At 33.8% G+C, this 23,396-nt stretch carries 25 protein-coding genes; 11 read left to right on the top strand and 14 right to left on the bottom strand.

Annotated features, from left to right (window positions below):
- From GR162_RS12945 to GR162_RS12935, 3 genes are read left to right on the top strand one after another with little or no spacing between them, the layout of a single operon-like run.
- The gene (locus tag GR162_RS12945; RefSeq protein WP_160782514.1) at positions 1-696 is read left to right on the top strand and encodes a hypothetical protein; all 696 of its coding nucleotides are present in this window, start codon (positions 1-3) and stop codon (positions 694-696) included.
- Positions 697-1,488, top strand: a complete 792-nt coding sequence (locus tag GR162_RS12940; RefSeq protein ID WP_160782513.1) for a hypothetical protein — start codon at positions 697-699, stop codon at positions 1,486-1,488. It abuts the gene before it with no gap.
- A complete protein-coding gene (locus tag GR162_RS12935; RefSeq protein WP_160782512.1) occupies positions 1,485-1,913 on the top strand; it encodes a hypothetical protein in 429 nt (142 codons plus the stop codon). The genes GR162_RS12940 and GR162_RS12935 overlap by 4 nt, the downstream gene beginning before the upstream one ends.
- A gap of 53 nt (positions 1,914-1,966) precedes the next feature.
- Here GR162_RS12935 and GR162_RS12930 read toward each other — a convergent pair whose 3' ends face one another.
- The 4 genes from GR162_RS12930 to GR162_RS12915 all read right to left on the bottom strand — a co-directional run bounded on the left by GR162_RS12930 (position 1,967) and on the right by GR162_RS12915 (position 7,726).
- Positions 1,967-2,878 (bottom strand): LamG domain-containing protein, encoded by a 912-nt coding sequence (locus GR162_RS12930; RefSeq protein ID WP_237421361.1) that lies wholly within the window; start codon positions 2,876-2,878, stop codon positions 1,967-1,969.
- 355 nt (positions 2,879-3,233) lie between these two features.
- Positions 3,234-4,133, bottom strand: a complete 900-nt coding sequence (locus GR162_RS12925; RefSeq protein ID WP_160782511.1) for a LamG domain-containing protein — start codon at positions 4,131-4,133, stop codon at positions 3,234-3,236.
- 345 nt (positions 4,134-4,478) lie between these two features.
- A complete protein-coding gene (locus GR162_RS12920; RefSeq protein ID WP_008462690.1) occupies positions 4,479-5,519 on the bottom strand; it encodes a PLP-dependent cysteine synthase family protein in 1,041 nt (346 codons plus the stop codon).
- A gap of 71 nt (positions 5,520-5,590) precedes the next feature.
- On the bottom strand, positions 5,591-7,726 hold the full coding sequence (locus GR162_RS12915) for a S9 family peptidase (protein ID WP_160782510.1): 2,136 nt from the start codon (positions 7,724-7,726) through the stop codon (positions 5,591-5,593).
- Between the two features lie 69 nt (positions 7,727-7,795).
- Here GR162_RS12915 and GR162_RS12910 point away from each other — a divergent pair, with 69 nt between their 5' ends.
- Complete coding sequence (locus tag GR162_RS12910) at positions 7,796-8,116, top strand: YbaB/EbfC family nucleoid-associated protein (RefSeq protein ID WP_008462685.1); 321 nt, start codon at positions 7,796-7,798, stop codon at positions 8,114-8,116.
- 127 nt (positions 8,117-8,243) lie between these two features.
- Here the strand turns inward: GR162_RS12910 and GR162_RS12905 are convergent, their stop codons facing one another.
- Positions 8,244-9,263, bottom strand: coding sequence for a low specificity L-threonine aldolase (locus tag GR162_RS12905; protein ID WP_160782509.1), 1,020 nt, complete (start codon positions 9,261-9,263; stop codon positions 8,244-8,246).
- 152 nt (positions 9,264-9,415) lie between these two features.
- Here GR162_RS12905 and prfB point away from each other — a divergent pair.
- A protein-coding gene (gene prfB, locus GR162_RS12900; RefSeq protein WP_119789908.1) for a peptide chain release factor 2 occupies positions 9,416-10,514 on the top strand; the annotation gives its coding sequence in 2 pieces (ribosomal slippage) (positions 9,416-9,478 and positions 9,480-10,514; 1,098 coding nt in all).
- A 61-nt stretch (positions 10,515-10,575) separates the two neighbouring features.
- Positions 10,576-11,022, top strand: a complete 447-nt coding sequence (msrB, locus tag GR162_RS12895) for a peptide-methionine (R)-S-oxide reductase MsrB (RefSeq protein ID WP_160782508.1) — start codon at positions 10,576-10,578, stop codon at positions 11,020-11,022.
- A 144-nt stretch (positions 11,023-11,166) separates the two neighbouring features.
- On the opposite strand, the gene GR162_RS12890 is transcribed toward msrB, so the two are convergent.
- The 3 genes from GR162_RS12890 to GR162_RS12880 all read right to left on the bottom strand — a co-directional run bounded on the left by GR162_RS12890 (position 11,167) and on the right by GR162_RS12880 (position 12,596).
- Complete coding sequence (locus tag GR162_RS12890) at positions 11,167-11,475, bottom strand: DUF3817 domain-containing protein (RefSeq protein WP_160782507.1); 309 nt, start codon at positions 11,473-11,475, stop codon at positions 11,167-11,169.
- 2 nt (positions 11,476-11,477) lie between these two features.
- A complete protein-coding gene (locus GR162_RS12885; protein ID WP_160782506.1) occupies positions 11,478-11,936 on the bottom strand; it encodes a hypothetical protein in 459 nt (152 codons plus the stop codon).
- 69 nt (positions 11,937-12,005) lie between these two features.
- Entirely contained in the window at positions 12,006-12,596 is a 591-nt protein-coding gene (locus tag GR162_RS12880; protein WP_160782505.1) for a TetR/AcrR family transcriptional regulator, read from the bottom strand.
- 164 nt (positions 12,597-12,760) lie between these two features.
- Between GR162_RS12880 and GR162_RS12875 the strand changes: the two genes are divergently transcribed.
- The 5 genes from GR162_RS12875 to hemN all read left to right on the top strand — a co-directional run bounded on the left by GR162_RS12875 (position 12,761) and on the right by hemN (position 17,446).
- Positions 12,761-14,389 (top strand): acyl-CoA carboxylase subunit beta, encoded by a 1,629-nt coding sequence (locus GR162_RS12875; RefSeq protein WP_160782504.1) that lies wholly within the window; start codon positions 12,761-12,763, stop codon positions 14,387-14,389.
- A gap of 122 nt (positions 14,390-14,511) precedes the next feature.
- Positions 14,512-14,934 carry a DoxX family protein gene (locus GR162_RS12870; RefSeq protein ID WP_160782503.1) on the top strand — a complete coding sequence of 141 codons (423 nt, stop codon included), beginning with the start codon at positions 14,512-14,514 and terminating at the stop codon, positions 14,932-14,934.
- A gap of 97 nt (positions 14,935-15,031) precedes the next feature.
- Positions 15,032-15,379, top strand: a complete 348-nt coding sequence (locus tag GR162_RS12865; protein WP_160782502.1) for a hypothetical protein — start codon at positions 15,032-15,034, stop codon at positions 15,377-15,379.
- 106 nt (positions 15,380-15,485) lie between these two features.
- On the top strand, positions 15,486-15,962 hold the full coding sequence (locus tag GR162_RS12860) for a hypothetical protein (protein ID WP_066032201.1): 477 nt from the start codon (positions 15,486-15,488) through the stop codon (positions 15,960-15,962).
- A gap of 119 nt (positions 15,963-16,081) precedes the next feature.
- Positions 16,082-17,446, top strand: a complete 1,365-nt coding sequence (gene hemN / locus GR162_RS12855; RefSeq protein WP_160782501.1) for an oxygen-independent coproporphyrinogen III oxidase — start codon at positions 16,082-16,084, stop codon at positions 17,444-17,446.
- Positions 17,447-17,464: 18 nt separating this feature from the next.
- On the opposite strand, the gene GR162_RS12850 is transcribed toward hemN, so the two are convergent.
- From GR162_RS12850 to ccoN, 6 genes are read right to left on the bottom strand one after another with little or no spacing between them, the layout of a single operon-like run.
- Positions 17,465-18,166: a sulfite exporter TauE/SafE family protein gene (locus GR162_RS12850; protein ID WP_160782500.1), complete on the bottom strand. Its 702-nt coding sequence runs from the start codon at positions 18,164-18,166 to the stop codon at positions 17,465-17,467.
- A 6-nt stretch (positions 18,167-18,172) separates the two neighbouring features.
- Entirely contained in the window at positions 18,173-18,622 is a 450-nt protein-coding gene (locus GR162_RS12845) for a FixH family protein (RefSeq protein ID WP_160782499.1), read from the bottom strand.
- A gap of 12 nt (positions 18,623-18,634) precedes the next feature.
- Entirely contained in the window at positions 18,635-20,053 is a 1,419-nt protein-coding gene (gene ccoG, locus GR162_RS12840; protein ID WP_160782498.1) for a cytochrome c oxidase accessory protein CcoG, read from the bottom strand.
- A 10-nt stretch (positions 20,054-20,063) separates the two neighbouring features.
- Complete coding sequence (locus GR162_RS12835; protein ID WP_160782497.1) at positions 20,064-21,005, bottom strand: cbb3-type cytochrome c oxidase N-terminal domain-containing protein; 942 nt, start codon at positions 21,003-21,005, stop codon at positions 20,064-20,066.
- 2 nt (positions 21,006-21,007) lie between these two features.
- Positions 21,008-21,202: a CcoQ/FixQ family Cbb3-type cytochrome c oxidase assembly chaperone gene (locus GR162_RS12830; RefSeq protein WP_111378528.1), complete on the bottom strand. Its 195-nt coding sequence runs from the start codon at positions 21,200-21,202 to the stop codon at positions 21,008-21,010.
- Positions 21,203-21,209: 7 nt separating this feature from the next.
- Positions 21,210-23,396, bottom strand: a complete 2,187-nt coding sequence (gene ccoN, locus GR162_RS12825) for a cytochrome-c oxidase, cbb3-type subunit I (RefSeq protein ID WP_160782496.1) — start codon at positions 23,394-23,396, stop codon at positions 21,210-21,212.

Raw genomic sequence — 23,396 nt, 5'->3', positions numbered from 1 at the left:
ATGATGCAACTAACAAAAATAGAAAAGTTATATAAATTTGAAAATATAAATAAAAAAATAGAATTTGTTTACGCTGGATGGGAAGAACCTAATAGAGGTCTAGAACTTGTATATTATACTTTATTAATTAACGGAGTAGATAAAACACAAGACTTATTTACAGAAAAAAAGATCCAGTGTTTTATCGATGAAAAGATTGAAACAGAACATCCTATTAAAAATTTTGCATTTATACCTTGCAAAGATTTATTTTTATTAGATATTGAAAATTTTAGCAAAGTAAGTTTGAAAGTTTATTTTAGAGAAAATGGTAAGACAATTCAAGACCGCTTGGTTGGCAGTTTTTTTTATGAAGAAGATCATCTATTGATTAATAAAAGAAGTCTAATTATAACAAACCTTTCAACTTTACAAAATATCAAAGTAAAGTTTGAAAAAGATATTGATATCGAGTGGGCATTTTTTATTAATGCAACACAAATACAAATTATTCAGTCATTTTCTAATAGCTGTTTTGTATACGATTTGAAAGAGCAGAAAATTATTTATAAAAAAAACATTATCAATGAATCTCTTTACCCTGATATATTCCGATGGATCTACAGAGGGCAAGAATATAATTCAAAACAGTTACAAATGGAGCTACTCCAAAAAAAAGAAAGCCAATTTATAAGTACTTATTTTAAAATAGAATAAATGAGAAATATATTAAAAAGATTCCTTTTTTGTTTAATATTATTAATTCAATTCACTTCATATGCTCAAGGCGAAGAGAGTATATGTCCCGTATTTGCTCTAGCAAATGACCTATCAACAGCTAATGCAGAATTCAAAACTTCAATTAAAGATCCAGAAATTTTTAATGCTTGGAATCTATTGAGCAAAGAATCTTCTGCTCTAAGAACCAATATTGAGGAATTAAAATTAGTTTCAAAGAATTTAGATGAAATTAATACGGTCGGTGGATATTTAAAATGGAAAGGGATACAAGGAACAACAACAACAATATTTAACGACTTTAAGAGGCGTATAGATTTTGGGGGTGATATTATCAAAACTTCGGGAAAAAAATTAAATATCTTAGGCAGAGTGGGTCCAAAAAATGAAACAATGGGAACAATGCAATTATTTAATGAATTGAAATTAAAAGGTGTTCCTGAAAATGAAATGTCAGGTTTATTCCAACCAATACCTAAAGAATGGGCCTCATTATCAGTTATGGAACAAAATACAAAATACTGGAATGAAATAAATAAAATTCATATAGATAATGTAATTTTAAATAAAGGAGATATTAGATTCATTCATGATCCAAGGTTAGCGGTAAATCAATGGAATATTGTTGCTGATATGCCAGAAAATGCCTTTAAGGAGAAATGCATTAAAGAAGGTCTTGTAAAACTAAAAACATATATGAAGATGGAGTATGATTATTTACTTTCAAAAGGTTATATTCTTCAAGAAACGGGATTAATGATTAAGCCATGATAGATATCGATTACAATGATTTTGAAAATGATTGTCATGAAATTTTTGGCAAATATCTTATTCGATTTAATTTCAAAGAAATTCATAATGAGGAAATGAAATTTGAGAAAATATATGAAAATGAATTTTGGAAGATTGAAATATCAATGATTTCAAATTTTCCTCAAATTGGAATTTCATTCGAATTTAAATCGAAAGAAGGTAATTATTTAAAAAATAATTTACTGAATGAATTATTAGAAATTGACAGAAAAAAAATTCGGGAAGTTTATGACCGTCTTTTAAATGAAGATTATAATAATAAAGCAATTAATGAACAGTATAAAATTCAAATGATTTATTCTGTAGAGATATTAGAACTGTTTTACAAACCATTATTAAATGGAAATATTACATTTAATGATTATAAAGACCTTTTTAGTTAATCTTTGATTTAAATATCATACTAAACGTCATACGCTAAAATGATATAACAACTTTACTTCTTCCCATTCGTATTAATCACCTTAATCAAATAAGTACCTTCTGGCAAATCTGTAATATTGGAAGCATTGGCGCTCATTATTTGTCTTCCTTGTGAGAAAACCTCAATAATTTTACCGCTTTTATTTTTTTCAACAAAAGCTGCAGGTGCCGGTACAGATGCTTTTGCAGGTGTTGTAACAGTCTTTTTAGATGCACCTGATGTTGCAGGACTTGAAACAGGCGCACTTTCGGTTACTGGCGCACCACTTGGCTTAGAACTATTATATGCTTCTTTAACTTGTTCGTCTGTCATGGCGACACTATACAATCTTAAATCGTCAATATCTGCGTTGATACTCGTTGAGGTATTTAATTTTCCTAAATTTAAAATGTAGCCTTTAGCTGAACGTTGAATTCCGTTTGCCGTTTTTAATAATTCACCGTTACGGTAAATTTTTGAGACATTACCATCGTAAGTAATGCTATACATATACCAAGTTTCCTTAACAAGCGGAACCGATACAATAACATTGTTGCTATCTCCCCACCCTACTAGACTCAAATCTGAATTGCTTCCAGACACGGGCTGTTGCACTAATCCAAAATATTGTCCGTTTACTGCTGCACCGTATCCTAAAATGTAATTTGGAATATTCACCGCATTAAATTTTACCCAAACCGATATAGTTTTTGGTTTATTATCCTGCGGAAGCTCTCCCACTACAGCCTGATAAGCTTTATTTGTAAGTCGCAAAGCGCTTTTGGGACTTCCCATTCTATCGTTAACAAAAAGTGGCGTCCCTAAAAAAGAAACGGAATTATCAGCACTGTTAAGATTACCGTTAAAATTAAATTCCTGTACCGGATTTTGCGCATTGGCAGTTAAAAAATTTACAAACATTAACGTGAGTAATATTTTTTTCATAGTTATAGGTTTTTATCAGAATAGTGGTAAATGGGCAAATAGTGTAAAATGGCAATTTGAAATCATTTTCTCGACTTCAAACTTTCGTTTATTATTTTCATAAATTTTGTTAAAACTATAATTTTAATTCAGCATCACCAAACGATTCCTACACACAAATGCATAATTCTCACAAAATTACAATTAACACGTAAAACAATAATGCTTTAATGCATTTTAAACAACTTTAGAATGGAAATTAAAACTAAAAAAAGCTTCCTGATCCCAGAAAGCTTCCCTTACTATTCCAAAAACTCAATTGCTTACGCAATAAAAAAAATACTAACTAACATTTAAAAACAAACTAAAAAACCATTTATTTTGAAGTAATTTTCTTTGATGCAGTGCTGGTAATTTTTAATAAATAAGTCCCTTCAGGGAGATCAGCTATGTTCGCTGCATTACTTCCCATTATTTTTTGTCCTTGCGAATAAACTTCTACACTTTTAGTTGTACCGTTAACTTCATTTGAAGTAATAATAGCCTCACTTGCAGTTTTCGCTTTTACAGATGTTTTTCCCGTTTTAGCTTCTACAGATCCCACAGGAGACAAATTAGAAACCTTTTCGCTATCATACAATTCTTTTACCTGAACTGGAGTCAAAGCAATATTATAAATCTTTAAATCATCTATATCAGCATTTATTCCAACCATTGTATTGATTTCTCCCAATCTAAAAATATTGCCATTTGTAGATCTAGTCATACCTTCCAGATACTTCAGTAATTTACCGTCACGGTATATCTTAGAAGTAGTACCTTCATAGGTAATACTATAATGGTACCAAATATTTTTTTCTAGCGGTGTAGATACGATAACATCATTAGAAGCTCCCCAAGCCGCTAAACTTAGGTCAGAGTTAGAAGAAGTTGTTCCTTGCTGCAATAAACCGCAATATTGAGCATTTAAAGGATTTCCGTAGCCCCAAATATAATTTGCATTTGAAATATCGTTGAATTTAACCCAAATACTGATTGTTCTTGAGCTTTTTCCTTGTGGCAGATTATCAATTACTGCTTCTAAAGCTTTATTATTTAACCGCTGAGCGCCTTTCAGAACACCCGCTCTATCAGCTACATAATTGTCGGTTCCAACAAATGAGATTGTATTTGCCGTATTGTTTAAAGTACCATTAAAGTTAAATTCCTGAATCGGTGTTTGTGCATTCACATTCAAAAAACTTACAAACAATATTGTAAGTAGTAATTTTTTCATAATAGTAGATTTTAGGGATTAAACAACTTTCGTTATCTTAACACCTCAAAACTAGACTATTATAATTTTCACAAGAAAAATTTCCGATAAAATGCCTAAAAATTCGTTAAAATAACGTTTTTCATTCATTTTGACGGTAAAAACATTTTTAAAAAATCATAAATAATATTAAAATATTAAACTTAACTCAAATAAAATCACAATTTCTTACGTATAAATACGGTATATTCAACAAAATAATTATTTTTAACTTTTTACAAAAAAACTTATCACACAGAAAAGTTTATCACAAAAAAAACTCCATTCAAGAACGAATGGAGTTGTATATTTTGAAAAGTACTTTTATTATTTTACGAATTCAATTTTTTGAGCTTCTTCTTCATTAACGCTATCAAAGAAACCTTGCTCGTTCATCCAGTCATCGCTAAATACTTTACTCATGTAACGAGAACCATGATCTGGGAATATGGCAATAATATTGCTGTCTTTTGTAAATTCTCCTTCTTCAGCATATTGCTTAATAGCTTGCATTACTGCTCCTGAAGTATATCCAACAAATAAACCTTCTTTTCTAGTGATTTCTCTAGCAGAGTGAGCACTTTCTTCGTCGGTTACTTTCATGAATTTATCAATGATATCAAAATCTGTAGCAGATGGGATTAAGTTTTTACCAAGACCTTCTATACGATATGGGTAAATTTCTTTGCTGTCAAACTCTTTTGTCTCGTGGTATTTTTTCAATACAGATCCAAAAGCATCAACTCCTAAGATTCTAATATTCGGATTTTTTTCTTTTAAGAATTTTGCAGTTCCAGAGATAGTTCCTCCTGTTCCGCTGCAAGCAACTAAGTGCGTAATTTGTCCTTTTGTTTGTTCCCAAATCTCTGGACCTGTAGTGTTGTAGTGGGCATCAATATTTAACTGGTTGAAATATTGATTAATGTAGACTGACCCTTTTGTCTCTTCGTGCAAACGTTTGGCTACATTATAATAAGATCTTTCATCATCTGCAGAAACATGAGCCGGACAGACATACACTTTGGCGCCTAAACTTCTCAACATGTCAATTTTGTCTTTAGATGATTTTGAGCTTACTGCCAAAATACAATTGTAACCTTTAATAATGCTTACCATTGCTAAACTAAATCCTGTATTACCAGAGGTAGTTTCGATAATGGTATCTCCCGGAGATAGAATTCCTTTTCTCTCGGCTTCTTCAATAATATATAACGCTATTCTATCTTTTGAGGAATGACCTGGGTTGAAAGCTTCTACCTTTGCGTAGAAATTTCCTTCTAACTCTTCGGTAATTTTATTTAGCTTAATAAGGGGGGTGTTTCCTATTAACTCTAAAACATTATTATAAGCAGTTATTTCTTCTTTCATAAAAAAATAGTTAATCAAAGGCCTTTTTAAATTAACCTTGATAGGTTGCAAATTTAACAAAAAATTTCTAATTAGCTTTTAATTTTTTCTAAATCTAATAAAAAACTAAATTCCTTTGCTAAGTCTTTTAAAGCCTCAAAACGTCCCGAAGCCCCGCCATGACCTGCATCCATGTTGGTATCTAAAAACAAAAGTTTGTTATTTGTTTTTAAATCTCTCAGTTTTGCAACCCATTTAGCTGGCTCCCAATATTGTACCTGCGAATCATGTAATCCAGTAGAAACATACATATTAGGATATTCCTGCGCTTTTACATTATCGTAAGGTGAATACGATAACATATAGTCGTAATATTTTTTATTGTTTGGGTTACCCCATTCGTCATACTCTCCAGTTGTAAGCGGAATACTGTCGTCTAACATCGTAGTAATTACGTCTACAAAAGGCACCTGAGCGATAACGCCATTATACAATTCAGGAGCTTCATTTACGATTACTCCCATTAAAAGTCCGCCAGCCGATCCTCCTTCTGCATAGAGATGTTCGGGAGAAGTGTACTTTTGGTCTATTACAAATTTAGAGCAATCGATGAAATCTGTAAAGGTATTTTTCTTTTTTAACAGTTTTCCGTCCTCATACCATTGTCTTCCTAAGTCCTCACCTCCTCTAATATGCGCAATAGCGTAAACAAATCCGCGGTCTAAGAGCGATAACCTTGTTGAAGAGAAATAGGTATCCATTGTAATTCCGTAAGAACCATACGCATAAAGCAGTAATGGATTTTTACCGTTTTTCTCCAATCCCTTTCTGTAAACCATAGAAATTGGCACTTTTACACCATCTCTTGCAGTTGCCCAAACTCTCTCTTCTATGTAATTTTCTTTATCAAACTTTCCTCCCAAAACCTGCTGTTCTTTCAAGATTTCCTTGGTTTTGGTCTTCATATTAAAGTCAATTACCGAAGACGGAGTTGCCAATGACTGATAGCTGTAACGCAAAATATCGGTATCAAAATCAACATTGGTTGTAGTGTAAGCATTATAGGTTTCACTGCCAAAAGGAAGATAATAATCTGGCTCGCCATTCCAAGGCATGATTCGAATATGATTTAATCCGTTAGAGCGCTCTTCAACAACCAAATAGTTTTTAAAGATCTCAATATCTTCCAATAAAACATCTTCTCTATGCGGAATAAGATCGACCCAGTTTTTCTTTCCTGTTTTGCTTTCAGGCGTTTTCATCAATTTAAAATTGGTCGCCTTATCTTTATTAGTCAAAACATAAAATGAATCCTCGTAATGAGAAATGCTATATTCTAATCCGCGCACACGGGGCTGAAAAACCGTAAATTCCCCATCCGGATTATCTGAATTCAAAATTCTATATTCAGTTGTCAAAGTGCTTCCAGAGCCAATAACAATGTATTTTTTTGATTTTTCTTTGCTGATAGAAACATTAAAAGTATCGTCAACTTCATCATAAACCAAAACATCATTTTCTGAACTAGTGTTTAATTTATGTCTAAAAACTTTATCAGCCCTTAATGTCACCTGATCTTGTCTCACATAAAAAATAGTATTGTTATCGTTTGCCCAAACAGAAGCTCCGGTAACATTTTCTATTTTATCTGCTAAGATTTCGCCTGTTTCTAAGTTTTTAATCTGGATAGTATAAATTCTTCTCCCTACAATATCCACTCCAAAACTGGCAAATTTATTATCTGGGCTAATGCTCAAACCGCCTAATTTGAAATAAGCATGTCCTTTTGCCATTTCGTTACAGTCAAAAAGAATTTCTTCATCTGCAGAAAGGCTTCCCTTTTTTCGAGCGAAAATTGGATAATCCTGACCTGTTTCAAAACGCGTAATGTAAAAATACCCATTGTAGAAATAAGGAACCGAAGAGTCATCTTCTTTAATTCTACTTTTCATTTCCTCAAAGAGACTTTCTTTCAAATTTTGAGTGTGGGCAGTCATGCTTTCGTAATAAGCATTCTCCTGATTCAGATAATCTATTACCTCTGGGTTTTCTCTGTCATTAAGCCAGAAATAGTTGTCAATTCTAGTTTCTTTATGTTTTTTTAATGTCTTTGGAATTATTTTAGCCTTTGGGGCCGATATATCATTTTGCATTGATTGAGCATTAATTTTTAAATATGAAGACGCAAAAATAGCACAAACCCAACAGAACAAAATTAATTTTTTCATAAAATATTCTATTGAATTAACACAGCAATATACTAATTTTGTCTGAAATAATTTAAAAAATCAACAAAAATGGATTTAATGGGAATGATGGGTAAACTTAAAGAAACCCAACAAAAAATTGAAGATACAAAAAAGCGTTTAGATACTGTTTTGATTGATGAACAAAGCGCTGACGGATTATTAAAAGTCACTATTACCGCAAGCCGAAAAATAAAATCTCTTTCTATTGACGATTCTCTTCTAGAAGATAAAGAGCAACTGGAAGATTACTTAATTGTAACGCTAAATAAAGCGATAGAAAAAGCAACAAGTGTAAACGAAAGAGAATTAGATGCTGTTGCCAGAATGGATATGCCTTCTATTCCTGGAATGGATAATTTGTTTAAATAAGGGACAAAGGTACAGAGAGGCAAAGGTTCAAAGGTTTTCTTTCTTTGTCATAAAAAAAGAGGATGTTTTTACATCCTCTTTTTTTATCCTTTGTCCCTATGAGCCTTTGCCCCTTTGAACCTCTTTTTTAAAATTTCGAAAGTGTTTCTAAAACATACGTATGCATAACCTCTTTGTAATCTAAATGCGTTACAATTCGGAGTTTATTATGTCCTAATGAACTTATCAGGATATTTTTCTGTTTTAGTTTCTCAATTAATAATTGATCGCTGTAACCTTCTGCAAGCGAAAAAATCAGAATATTAGTTTCTACAGGTTCAATAGATGAAATCCAAGGTTTTGTGCTTAGGATTTTTGCGATTTCTTTTGCTCTGCGGTGATCTTCTGCCAATCGTTCGATATTATGAGCCAACGCATATAATCCTGCCGCAGCTAAATATCCTACTTGACGCATTCCACCGCCCAATATCTTTCTGATTCTCAACGCTCTGTGAATATCAGCTTTGCTTCCAAGAAGTACAGAACCGATTGGAGCTCCTAATCCTTTAGAGAGACAAACCGAAATAGTATCGAAAATAGCTCCGAATTCTCTAGGATTCTGCCTTTTAGCGACTAATGCATTCCAAATTCTTGCTCCATCTAAGTGAAACTTCAAATTATGAGCATCGCAAACCTTTTTTATTTCTCTTAAATCTTCCAATTCGTAACACGCGCCGCCGCCTTTATTGGTTGTATTTTCAACACAAACCAAACTGGTTAATGGACTATGATAAAATTCTGGATCGTTTATTGCCGCTTTTACTTGCGCCGCCGTAATCATACCTCGGTTTCCATCCAAGAGGCAGCAGGAAACGCCACTGTTAAAAGAAACACCTCCTCCTTCATAATGATAAACATGTGCATATTTGTCAGCTATTAGCTGTTCTCCAGGCTGCGTATGCAGTTTTATTGCAGTCTGGTTTGCCATAGTTCCAGATGGAAAGAAAAGACCAGCTTCCATACCAAAAAACTCTGCTGTTCTATTTTCCAATTCAATCACCGTTGGGTCCTGTTTGTATACGTCATCGCCAACGTGGGCATTAAACATATACTGCAGCATTTCATAAGTAGGCTTTGTTATGGTATCGCTGATCAAATTTATTTCCATATTCTAAAAACTATATCTTATTTTTGTATGCAAAATTACGTATTACTTTATAGTTATTCTCAGCAAGTTTTGGTAAAATTTAACTCGCTGGTTTCTCTAGACCAAATTAACGTAATAATTCTAAAAAACATATAAAACCTAGTAATTAATTTATGACAACAGCCGAACAAGTAAAAGGTATTGTGGAGCGCCTTGGTGCGTTGAGGAGGTATCTTTGACGTTGATGCCAAGCTTATCGAAATTGCAAACGAAGAAGAAAAAACGTTTGCTCCTGACTTTTGGAACAATCCAAAAGAAGCAGAAAACATTGTAAAAAATCTTCGAAACAAGAAAAAATGGATTGAAGATTATGACAAAGCAGTCTCTCTAACAGAAGAGTTACAGCTTGCTTATGATTTTTACAAAGAAGGAGAACTTTCTGTAGATGAATTAGATGAACAATATAATGTTGCTCAAGCACACATTGAAAACATCGAATTTAAAAACATGCTTTCTGACGAAGGAGACAGCTTAAGCGCTGTGGTTCAGATTACAGCTGGAGCCGGAGGAACAGAAAGCTGTGACTGGGCAGGAATGCTGATGCGTATGTACATGATGTGGGGAGAAAGTTATGGCTATAAAATAAAAGAACTTAACTTTCAGGAAGGTGACGTAGCCGGAATTAAAACCGTAACTTTAGAATTCGAAGGAGATTATTCTTTTGGATATCTTAAAGGAGAAAATGGAGTTCACCGTTTGGTTCGTATTTCGCCTTTTGACAGTAACGCTAAACGTCATACTTCATTTGTTTCTGTGTATGTTTATCCGCTTGTAGATGATAGTATCGAGATTGACATTAACCCTGCCGATATCGAAATTACAACTTCTCGTTCGAGTGGTGCTGGAGGTCAAAACGTAAACAAAGTTGAAACGAAAGTACAGCTTGTTCACAAACCAACCGGAATCCAGATTCAGTGTTCTGAAACAAGATCACAGCAGGATAACAGACAGCGCGCTATGCAAATGCTTCGTTCTCAATTGTATGAAATCGAATTAAAAAAACAGCAAGCACAACGTGCTGATATCGAAGCAAGCAAAATGAAAATTGAATGGGGTTCACAGATTCGTAACTACGTGATGCAACCTTATAAATTGGTAAAAGATGTTCGTACAGGTTACGAGACCAGCGATGTTGACGGCGTAATGAACGGAAATATCGATCCTTTCTTGAAAGCTTATCTGATGATGATGGGACAAAAGGAAGAGGAATAGAGTTCAGTCGCAATTTGCAGTCACATTGAACCTGAAACTTGAAACTTTAAAACAAAAAGTTATGATAAAATGGGCAGATGTAATTCATTTTACAAATAAAGGAAATCCAACTCCAGACAAAAAAGTGGAGAAAACGGAAGAAGAATGGAAACAGATTCTTACTCCAGAAGAATTTCAGGTAACACGTTTAAAAGGAACTGAAAGATCTTTTAGCTCTGAATTGTGCAGCTTATTTGATCCTGGAATTTACGAATGTAAATGCTGTGGAACGGTCCTTTTTGATGCAAGCGAAAAATTCGAATCTGGAACAGGGTGGCCATCTTTTACACAGCCTGTAAAAGAAAATGCAATTGGATATCACGCAGATAAATCATACGGAATGATTCGCGTTGAGGTAACCTGCAATACATGCGATTCGCATCTAGGACACGTTTTTCCTGATGGTCCTCCGCCAAGCGGTTTGCGTTATTGCATTAATGCACTTTCTTTGACTAAAGTAAAAGAATAGTTTCAAATTATACTAAAAAACCAGAAGTTCATTCTTCTGGTTTTTGTTTTTTATAAAGCTTCGCATTCAAAGTCAATTGCTTCTATTGGAAAGTTATTTTTTAGATAATAGCCTCTTTACATTCCAATCGAAAAGCCATAATTGTCAATTATTGATTTTACTTAAGATTTTAGAGTCTATGTAAAAAGTCCCAAACGGAATTACACAAGCCAGCAGCACTTTCCAAGTGGTATCTTTAAATTTCCAGTTTTGCTCTACCCCAACGCTCAAAGTATTAAAAATAAAGAGCAAGAATAAAGCACCATGAATGGTTCCAATTGGCTGTGTTAAAAATGGCATTTCAAAAATATACTTAAGAGGCATTGCTATAAAAAACAAAATCAAAAGTGATGTTCCTTCTAAAAAGCCAATAATTCGCAAACGTCCTATGCTGGACTGAAGTAAATTTTTCATAATTATCTTAAATAAGGTCGGGTTGAAAGAGGTGAAAATGGCCATGGGATAGCAATAAAAATGATAATCAAAGCAATTGAAAACCAAACTAACATGGTTTTAAATTTTTGTTCATCAGAAAGTCTTCTTTTTGCCAAAGCAGAACCAATTGTAATAAAAACAACTGCTAAGAGCATTAAAACAATGTGAATTAACCCGAAGAAAACGGTGTCTTTATTCTGAAATCCTTCTTTAAAATTTCTCCAGAAATATTTCACAATCGGACTTTGAACATAAACCAATATTCCAAAAAGAAGCTGAATATGCGCAATAGTTGCAGTCCAGTGTCGGATGAGATTAGCTTTCCCAGTAAAAGGAAGCTTATAAGAATACCCTTTGCAAGCAATGTAAATCGAATAGATTAAGCTTGCCAATACAAGCCACCTCATAAAGGAGTGGCAAATTAAAATAGATTGATGCATTGTTTTTTGATTTTGACAATGCAAATGTATCTAAAAAACATACTATTTGGTATGTTTTTCGTTTTATTTTTATTTCAGACTGTTCAAATACTTTTTAAACTCCTGTAAATAAACATCATAAACAGATTTATCATTTTGCAATTTTCCAAAATTCCTTATACCCCAATAGCCTGATAAGATAAAAAATGCGACTTGTTCCCCTACAACATCCTTTCGAATCAAACCTTCCTCTTTTCCTTTTTCAACTGCTTCTATAATTTTTTCTTTCCATAAATTAACCAAATCTGCCAAAGCATCACTGAATTTAGTACTCCATGGAGTCATTTCCTGAGTCAGATTTCCAACTGGACATCCATATTCTAGTTGCAGAAAAGGATCTTCTAACAACAAATACGAAATCATATTATAAAAATCTTCAATCGGATTTTGAGATTTTTCAGTTGGTTTTACATAACGCTCCATCATTGTAGGCTTCAGAATTTCTTCAATAATAGCAACTCCCATTTCATCTTTGGTTTTAAAATGGTAATAAAATGCTCCTTTAGTTACTTTAGTAGTAGCTATAATTTCGTCTATACTGGTGGTTTGATATCCTTTTGTATAAATCAATTCAAATGCTTTCTGAAGAATTGTAAGTCGAGTATTGGCCGCTTTTGACATAAAAAAATACTAATTAGTATGAAGAACAAATTAAAGAAAATTATTTCAATTAGGCGTTTTAGCAATTCGACTTCTGAGCTTCATTCTAATCAAAACTACTTTCGTTTTATTTCAATTGATTTTGTAAATTAGCCAACACTATTTTATCAAATCAATACTATATCATGGATTTAAACTTCAATAAAAACGAAGATCACAATAAATTACTTCTTTCTGAATTAAAACAAAAATTTGCCAAAGTTAAATTGGGCGGAGGAGAAAAAAGAATCGAAAAACTGCATTCTGAAGGTAAAATGACTGCTCGCGAAAGAATTTCTTATTTATTAGATGAAAATTCCAAAAGTATTGAAATTGGAGGTTTTGCCGGCGAAGGAATGTATCCCGAACACGGCGGATGTCCTTCAGGAGGTGTTGTGGTAAAAATTGGCTATATCAGAGGAAAGCAATGTATAGTGGTTGCCAATGATGCTACAGTAAAAGCTGGAGCCTGGTTTCCGATAACAGGAAAGAAAAACCTTCGCGCGCAAGAAATTGCCATGGAAAATCGACTTCCAATTATTTATCTCGTAGACAGCGCAGGAGTTTATCTGCCGATGCAGGATGAGATTTTTCCAGATAAAGAGCATTTCGGGCGTATCTTTAGAAACAACGCTCAAATGAGCAGTATGGGCATTACTCAAATTGCTGCCGTTATGGGAAGCTGTGTTGCTGGCGGCGCCTACCTTCCAATCATGAGCGATGAAGCTTTAATCGTTGACAAAACTGGAAGTATTTTCCTTGCAGGAAGTTATTTAGTAAAAGCCGCTATTGGCGAAACAATCGATAATGAAACTCTAGGTGGAGCGACAACTCATTGCGAAATTTCGGGCGTTACCGATTATAAAGCCAAAGACGATAAAGACGCTTTAGATAAAATCAAAAATATTGTAGCTAAAATTGGTGAGTTTGACAAAGCTGGCTACAGCAGAATCAAAGCTGAAAAACCTGCTTTAGATCCAAATGAGATTTACGGAATTCTTCCAAAAGCAAGAACCGAACAATATGATATGATGGAAATCATCAAACGTTTGGTTGATAATTCTGAATTTGAAGCGTATAAAGATGGTTACGGACAATCACTTATTACAGGCTATGCCAGAATTGATGGTTGGGCTGTCGGCATTGTGGCAAATCAGAGAAAAGTGGTAAAAACCAAAAAAGGCGAAATGCAGTTTGGAGGCGTTATATATTCTGACAGTGCCGATAAAGCTACTCGTTTTATTGCCAATTGCAATCAGAAAAAAATTCCATTAGTATTTTTACAAGACGTTACTGGTTTTATGGTTGGTTCAAAATCAGAACATGGCGGTATTATTAAAGATGGCGCTAAAATGGTTAACGCGGTAAGTAATTCTGTTGTTCCTAAATTTACAGTTATTGTTGGAAATTCATACGGAGCAGGAAATTACGCGATGTGCGGAAAAGCATATGATCCTCGATTGATATTCGCATGGCCAAGTGCAGAACTTGCCGTTATGGGCGGAACTCAAGCGGCAAAAGTATTGGCGCAAATTGAGGCTTCTTCTCTTAAAGCAAAAGGAGAAACAGTTGATGAAGCAAAAGAAGCTGAATTATTCGATAAAATAAAAGCCCGTTATGATGAGCAGACTTCACCTTACTATGCTGCTTCAAGACTTTGGACTGATGCCATCATCGATCCGTTGGAAACCCGCAATTGGATTTCTATCGGAATTGAAGCCGCAAATCACGCTCCCATTCAAAAACCATTTAATTTAGGAGTTATTCAGGTTTAACGATTTAAGAATTCTCAACAAGACGTTAAATAAAAAGTAAAAAACTTATTTTCAAGGTGTTAAAAATAAATATCTGATTAAAAATTAGTAACTTAGTGCATAATTTTTAATCACACAACATCATGGAAAATGTAAAAAGTTTGAATAAATGGGCAAATTCGCACACTTATTTACCAGTTGATTTAGTACGTATTGTTTTGGGTGGATTTTTATTTATGAAAGGTGTCTCTTTCGTCACCAATGTTCAATACCTGCATGATTTGATTTCCCCGATTGATAAGTTTGGAGGAGGTATGTTTATGCTGCATTACATTGCTCCAGCTCATATGATTGGTGGTATAATGATTATTTTCGGGCTTTTGACCAGATGGGCAATCGCAGCTCAATTACCCGTTTTATTCGGCGCTGTTCTTGTAAATTCTATGGGAAGAATGCATTCTGAAAGTTTAGTTTTAGCTATAGTCGTTTTATTAGTCTCTATATTCTTCCTCTTTTATGGAAGCGGCAAACATTCTGCAGATTATTATTTTAAAATGCAGCAATAACCTCATAAGTCCTCAGTTACACTGAGGACTTTTTTTTGAGTGTTAATTAATTCTATAAAATTTCTTTAATTGCGTTTTATGACTTAAATTCGCCGACATGAATTGGATTCGTAAAACCGTTATTCTTATTACACTTATACTTGCAGGACTGTTTGCTTATCAGGCAAACCAATCTTCTGTACAAGTAATTGAAATGGAAAAAACCGATACCAACTTCTGCAAAGACATTCCTGATTCGTCTGCATTTATACAGCCTCAGGGAAGTTATCAGCTTGCGGCAAACGTCAAAACAAATCCTACTGGAATAATTAAATGTTTTGACAACCTTTTACCTCTTATCCCGCAGCATCAAACCGTTACACACACTACAGCATATACTAAAATCTTTACAACACAAAGTAAAAAGGTTTTAGTCATACTCTATGCTTTCCATTTTTTCTGGTAAATAAATACTTGATTTTTCATTAGAAGATCTATTCTTCATCACGTACTTAACCGTTTTCAAATCGAGAACTGTTTTGCATATCATTTATTTATTACATTAAAACATTATGGAAACTACTACCACAATAATGGGAATTGTGATTTTAATCATTGTTGCTATCCCAATATATTTCTCTGCACGTTCATCAGCTGCAAGTAAATCGAGAATTTTAAACATCAAAAAAAGATTCAATCCCAATCATCCAGAAGATTTTGATTTGACAGAATCAATCAACAATAAGACTTTAACAATTGATCAAAAAAACAATAAGTTTATTTTGATGAATTTCAATCCAAATCAGCAAGAGTCAATTTATGTCGATTTGAATACAATTTCTTCATGCAAATTAGTTCCAACAACAGATGCTGGTTCTGATACTATTGTTAAAATTGATTTTGATTTTCAAGAAAAAGAAACTGGTAAAAAAATAATAATTCCATTCTATGATTTTGACGATGACCGCATCAAACAGATTAGCGTCTATCAAGATCATCAGTTTGCGAAAAAATGGCTTAAAATCATCCAAGATTCTATATCACGTTAGTTATTTAATTCAGAAAAGAGGCTCCAATTTAGGCCTCTTTTTTTTGCGTTTTACATGATATTTGTCATTTTCTATCTTCTACTGAAGTTTTAATTTTGATGTAAACTAAATCCGTCATTATGAAAATTTCTTTGACTCAAAAGTACAACGTCCCAGGTCCAAGATATACTAGTTATCCGACTGTTCCTTATTGGAATGAAGCTGACTTTACATCCGAAAAATGGATCACTACTTTAAGACAATCTTTTTCTGAAAGCAATTCAAAAAACGGAATAAGTTTATACATTCACCTGCCTTTTTGCGAAAGCATGTGTACTTTCTGCGGATGCAACAAACGCATCACAAAAAATCATTCAGTAGAAGAAAAATATATTCAGGCAGTTCTAAAAGAATGGAAAATGTATTGTGATTTACTTCCCGAGAAACCTATAATTAAAGAAATCCATTTAGGTGGAGGAACTCCCACTTTCTTTTCAAAGGAAAATTTAGAATGTCTTATTAACGGAATTTTCAATTATGCTATAAAAGCAGAAAATCACGAATTTAGCTTTGAAGGACATCCAAACAACACTACTCACGAACAGCTCAAAAAATTATACGATTTAGGCTTTCGCCGAGTGAGTTTTGGCGTTCAAGATTATTCTCCTACAGTTCAAAAAGCGATTAATAGAATTCAGCCTTTTCATAATGTTGCCAAAGTAACATTTTGGGCAAAAGAAATTGGCTATACTTCAATTGGACACGATATTATTTTCGGACTTCCATTTCAAACTATCGAAGATGTAGTAGATACAGTCGAGAAAACCAATTCTTTAAAACCAGACAGATTAGCATTTTATAGCTATGCGCACGTGCCGTGGATAAAAGGAAATGGACAGCGAGGCTTTAATGACGAAAACCTGCCAAAAGATGCCGAAAAGAGAAAATTATATGAAATTGGCAAAAAGCTTCTGATTCAAAATGGCTATCACGAAATCGGAATGGATCATTTTGCTTTAAAAGCCGATAGATTATACAAGGCGGCCCACAACGGAAATCTGCATAGAAATTTCATGGGATACAGCGCTTCTAAAACTCAAGTTATGATTGGTTTAGGCGTTTCTTCAATAAGTGACAGCTGGTACAGTTTTGCTCAAAACACCAAAAACTTAGAAGAATATTATGAGATTTTAGAGTCTGATAAACTTCCTGTTGTAAAAGGTCATATTTTAAACGATGAAGATCTTATTATTAGAAAACACATTCTGAATTTAACATGCGAATTGGAAACTTCCTGGACTGCAGAATCTTTAAATTTTACTGAACTTCCTGAAGTTCTAATTGCTTTAAAAGAAATTGAAAACGATAATTTAATTGTTATTGAAAATAATAAAATCAAAATTACAGAAGAAGGAAGACCTTTTGTTCGTAATATCTGTATGGCATTTGATTTACATCTAAAAAGAAAGTCACCGGAAACAAATCTGTTCTCGATGACTGTATAATAACTTAAAATATATCTTCTAGTGGCAGTTTGGAGTCTGCTGCACAAATAAACTCATGTTCGAAGGAGAAATATATGGAATTCCTAATCCTAATCCGCGAAGGATGAATAAAACACCAATTATAACAGCTACATACGGAATTGCCTTTTGGATTTTGTTTCTGAAAGGCAATTTTAATAGGGAGTTGACATAAACTACAACTGTCATTAACGGTATCGTTCCTATTCCAAATAAAAGCATGTAGAGAACCCCAAGACCAGCACTCTGCATGGCAATTGCTCCAAATAAAGCAACATAAACCATTCCGCATGGCAGAAATCCGTTTAAAAGACCAATAGTAAACAGCGATTTATAACTTTTGTTTTTAAACTGGCTCCCTAAATTTGATTTAATTTTAGAAATGATTTTATAAACAGGTTTAGAAAAATTGTATTGAGCAAATTTTTTCTCCGGAATCAAAACCACAACAATCATAATTACACCAATAATTATTGACATTTTCTGCTGCAATCCCGCCAGAAAAAAACCTCTTCCCAATAATCCAAAAATCAATCCAATTGTTGAATAAGCTGTTAGTCGGCCAAAATGATAAGTCATAATCTGCGTTGCTTTTTTTGCTTCGTTTTGTCTATCGACAGGAAGCATCATAGCAATTGGTCCGCACATACCAACACAATGCAGACTGCTGATTAAACCTAAAAAGAAAGCAGAGAATAACATTTTATTTTAGTTTACGTAAATAACTTCTTTAGTGAGGTATTTTTTGCCTTCGTATTGCCATTCCATATTAACATCCCAGCGTCCTTTTAATAATTTTTTCTGCGGAATAATAATTTCTGAATTGGTTAAAGCAATTTGAGTATTAAAATCGAATTTTTTGTTTGAAGGTCTATATAATTGAATATTTCCTTTCACTTTATCGCTTTCAAATCCTGCAGGAAAAATTACAGTCACACCTTCTCCAGTATATTTGATTGATGGTTTGTGCTGCAAATCGTGCGCATTCTGAATTCTTGCCATTTCTTCCTGAAAGTGCGTATCGTGTTTGTAATATTCTTCAACAACCAAATCATTATCATATTTAGAGTTTGATTGCACTTCAAAAACAAAATATAAAATAAACGTCATAAACAATGCGAATGCAATGACGATTCCGGTTCCCCAATTAAATTTCATAATACTATATTTTTAATTAAAACTTCTTGGTCCTAAGAAATTTGTAGTCGTTGTTTCTAGGAGTTCAGAACCATTATAAACTCCAATTTTTACTTTTGTTTTATCACTTTCAAGTAAAACCTCATCAATTTCAATAAATAATGTTCCTTGAGAAATTCCTTCTTTAGCTATTTTAAAGTGTTTTTTGCCAACGTTTTTAATTTCTCCTTTCTGATCAATTAATTCGAAATGAATATCATTGTAATCCTTCATTGTTTTGTTTACGATTTTATAGGTGTAAACATTACTGATTTTTTCGCCATTATGTTGGAACAGCTGGCCAGGCAAGCGTAAAACTACTGCCTGTACATCTGTTCTCAAAAACAGCATTCCAACAAAAATACTCAATAAAATGAAGAGAACAGCTGTATATCCTTTCATTCTTGTTGTAAACTTGAAAGGTTCTTTTTTAGCAATTTCATCTTCAGAAGCGTATCGGATAAGACCCTTTGGTAATCCTACAGATTCCATAATATGATCACATTCATCAATGCAAGCTGTACAATTTGTGCATTCCAATTGAGTTCCATTTCTAATGTCAATTCCCATTGGACAGACGTGAACACATTGAAGACAATCGATACAATCTCCTTTTCCAGTTAATGCTCTATCTTCATTTTTTTTGAATTTTGCACGTCCTTCTTCTTTTTCACCTCGAACAAAATCGTAGGCAACATTTATCGATTTATTATCTAAAAGAACGCCTTGCAACCTTCCATATGGACAAGCGATAATACAAACCTGTTCACGAAACCATACAAAAACAAAATAGAAAACACTAGTAAAGATAAGCAGTGCAATAAAATTGCTTGCCTGTTTTACAGGACCTTGCTCAATCATTAAGAATAAGGCATCACTTCCTACCAAATAAGCTAAAAAGACATTAGCGATAAGAAAAGAAATTACGAAGAATATAGTCCACTTTAAAACTCGTTTTCTAATTTTCTCACCATTCCATTCCATTCTTGCCAAACGAGACTGAGAACCTCGATCTCCATCGATCCAATATTCGATTCTACGAAAAACCATTTCAAGGAAAATAGTCTGCGGGCATATCCAGCCACAAAATATTCTTCCAAAAACAACAGTAAATAAAATTATAAATACAACGCCGACAAGCATTGAAATTACGAAGAGATAAAAATCCTGAGGCCAAAAAGGGAATCCAAAAATATTAAAACGACGTTCCAAGATATTGAACATCATAAACTGATTCCCATTAACCTTAATAAAAGGATTTATGAATAAAATTGCCAGCAAAACATAGCTGACAATTTTCCTATAATCATAAAATTTACCAGACGGTTTTTTAGGAAATATAAATTTTCGTTTACCACCTTCATCTATTGTTCCAATGGTATCTCTAAAAGCTTCGTCTGGTAAATTTGACATGATATTCTAATTATTTTTTAACTTCTGTGGTATCTTTTGTTGTTGCTGCAGCGGCATCGGTTTTAAGAGCACTATCATCTACCCAAACTTCTCCTTCTGCTTCTTTTGGATCTTTTGGATTACTTCCTTGTAAAGACAGAATGTAGCTAGCCACTTTTTGAATTTCTTTTGGTTTTAAACCATTGTTTTTCCAGGAAACCATTCCTTTTCCGTCTCTACCTCCATTTGTAATAGTATGGAAAACATTTTTAATTCCTCCTCCTAAAATCCAGTGATCATCTGTTAAGTTTGGTCCAATCTGTCCTCCAGCATCAGCTCTGTGACAGGCCGCACAATTGGTCATAAAGATTTCTTTTCCTGCCGCTAAACTTGGTTCATCAGTTAATAAGACAACCGTTTTTTCGTCCATTAGATCTGGAGCAGTTTTCATGTATTCTTCAACATCAATTTTCGCCTGCGCCATTTCTTTTTTCAACTCCATTTCTTGATCATCAGCTCCTAACACATCGTAACGAACCACATAGATTACACCAAAAATGATACAGATGTAGAACAGATATACCCACCATGGCGGTAAATTATTATCCAACTCTTTTATTCCGTCATAATCATGATCCATCAATAAATCGCCTTCTTTTTCAATCGGCTCTGTTTTAGTCAATTTATGCATTAGGTTTTTAAACCAAGTGCTTTCTTTGAAGCTTAAACTTTCTTCAAGTTCTTTTTGAGCTTTTTCTTCTGGCGTTAATAACTGATACATTACTCGATTAACAGCGCTAAGCGTAATCTCGATTGCAATCAGAATAAACAAAAAGACAAATAAAAAGAGCGATACCATTGGATATTTTACAAAAGCCGGCTTATCGCCTGAATCTATAAAATATTCCATCAAAGCAAATACGATGAAGAAAATCAACGGTACTCTAACATATACTGGGAAAAACTTTTTCATTTTTATCTATCTTTTGTAATTACACTAAGTCCTTCATCTAAAGGTATATTACTCATTTCTTGAATTTTTTCTTTTCTATAAGAGAACACCCAAATACCTAATCCTACAAAGAAGAAGAAGAAAATCAAGAGGGAAATAATCGGGTATAATTCTACACCCGATATTGTTTCCATATTGTGTTTTATTTGTTCAAACATAATGCTGTTATTTAGTTTCTTTTACTTTAATATCAGTACCAAGTCTTTGAATATAAGCGATCAAAGCAACGATTTCTCTTTCGTTCATCGGAATAAATTTCTCGCCTTTTGCTTCAGCTTTTTTACGGCTATCTTCGTAACTCTTAACGAAATCAGGATCGCTTTCTAAGCTTTTTTCTATCTTAACCGCCTGCTCTCTTAAAGTTTTTTGCGCATTTGTAACATCTTCTGGAGAATATGGCACACCTAATGAAATCATTGCCTGCATTTTCTTCTGCGTCAAAGAAATATCCATTGGTTTGTTATCGAACAGCCATTTGTAACCTGGCATAATTGATCCAGCAGATGTACTTTGCGGATTCCACATGTGGTTAAAGTGCCAATTGTCGTTGTACTTACCACCTACTCTTAACAAGTCTGGTCCTGTACGTTTAGATCCCCATAAGAATGGATGATCGTAAACAAACTCACCTGCTTTTGATTGTGGTCCGTTATAGCGTACAACTTCACTTCTAAAAGGACGAATTGATTGAGAGTGACATCCAACACAACCTTCTCTAATATATAAATCACGTCCTTCAAGCTCTAACGGCGTATATGGTTTTACACTTGAAATAGTTGGAATATTTGATTTCACCATAATTGTTGGCACAATCTGAATAATACCTCCAATTAAAATTGCGATTGTAGCTAGAATAGTTAATTGAATTGGTTTTCTTTCTAACCAAGAGTGGAATTTCTCTCCGCTTAATCTACCGCTTTTTATGGTTTGCAATGCCGGAGCCTGAGCCAATTCATCTTCTACTGGATTTCCTGCTTTGATTGTCATCACAATATTATAAACTAATGTAAGCATACCTACCAAGTACAAAGTACCACCAATAGCTCTCATCCAATACATTGGCATAATAGCAGTTACCGTTTCAAGGAAATTTCCATAAGTTAAAGTACCGTCTGGATTAAATTGTTTCCACATTGATGCTTGTTGGAAACCTGCCACATACAACGGAATTGTATAAACAATAATACCTAAAGTACCAATCCAAAAATGGAAGTTTGCCAATTTCTTAGAGAATAACTCCGATTTTGTCATTCTTGGAATCAACCAATAGATAATACCAAACGACATGAAACCGTTCCAAGCTAAAGCTCCTACGTGTACGTGAGCTACGATCCAGTCAGTATAGTGTGCAATAGCATTTACGTTTTTTAAAGATAACATTGGACCTTCGAAAGTCGCCATACCATAACCCGTAATTGCCACAACGAAGAATTTTAAAACTGGTTCTTCACGAACTTTATCCCAAGCCCCTCTTAATGTAAGAAGTCCATTGATCATACCTCCCCAAGATGGAGCAATTAACATTACTGAGAATGCAACCCCTAAGTTCTGAGCCCAGTTTGGCAATGCAGAATATAATAAGTGGTGAGGTCCAGCCCAAATATAGATAAAGATTAAAGACCAAAAGTGAATAATTGATAATCTATAGGAGTAAACAGGTCTATTTGCAATTTTTGGAACGAAGTAATACATTAATCCCAAGAACGGAGTTGTAAGGAAAAATGCCACCGCATTGTGCCCGTACCACCATTGTACAAGTGCATCCTGAACACCAGCATACACAGAGTAACTTTTTAAACCTGAAACCGGAATTTCAATATTGTTAAAAATGTGCAGTACAGCTACCGTTACAAATGTTGCCAGATAAAACCAAATTGCAACATACAGGTGACGCTCTCTACGACGCAACATGGTACCAATCATATTAATTCCCATTACAACCCAAATCAAAGCGATTGCAATATCAATTGGCCACTCTAACTCTGCATATTCTTTAGAAGAAGTATAACCTAGAGGAAGTGTAATTGCGGCAGCTACAATAATCAACTGCCATCCCCAAAAGTGAAGATTACTCAGAAAATCACTAAACATTCTGGCTTTTAGCAATCTTTGCAGCGAGTAATACATACCGGCAAAAAAGGCATTACCCACAAAGGCAAAAATAACTGCATTAGTGTGTAACGGTCTTAATCGGCCGTAACTCAGCCACGAAATCCCATCTGTCATGTTGGGAAAAAGGTACATTACCGCCAAGGTAAGTCCCACTAACATACCCACAACACCAAAGAGTATTGTGGCGTAAATGAATTTTTTTACAATTTTGTTGTCGTAATAAAACTGTTCCATTTCCAT

Source organism: Flavobacterium sp. HBTb2-11-1 (genome assembly GCF_009826975.1).
Taxonomy (GTDB): Bacteria; Bacteroidota; Bacteroidia; order Flavobacteriales; family Flavobacteriaceae; genus Flavobacterium.
The sequence above is the reverse complement of the archived record's forward strand: the minus strand, read 5'-3'. Positions and strand labels throughout refer to the sequence as shown.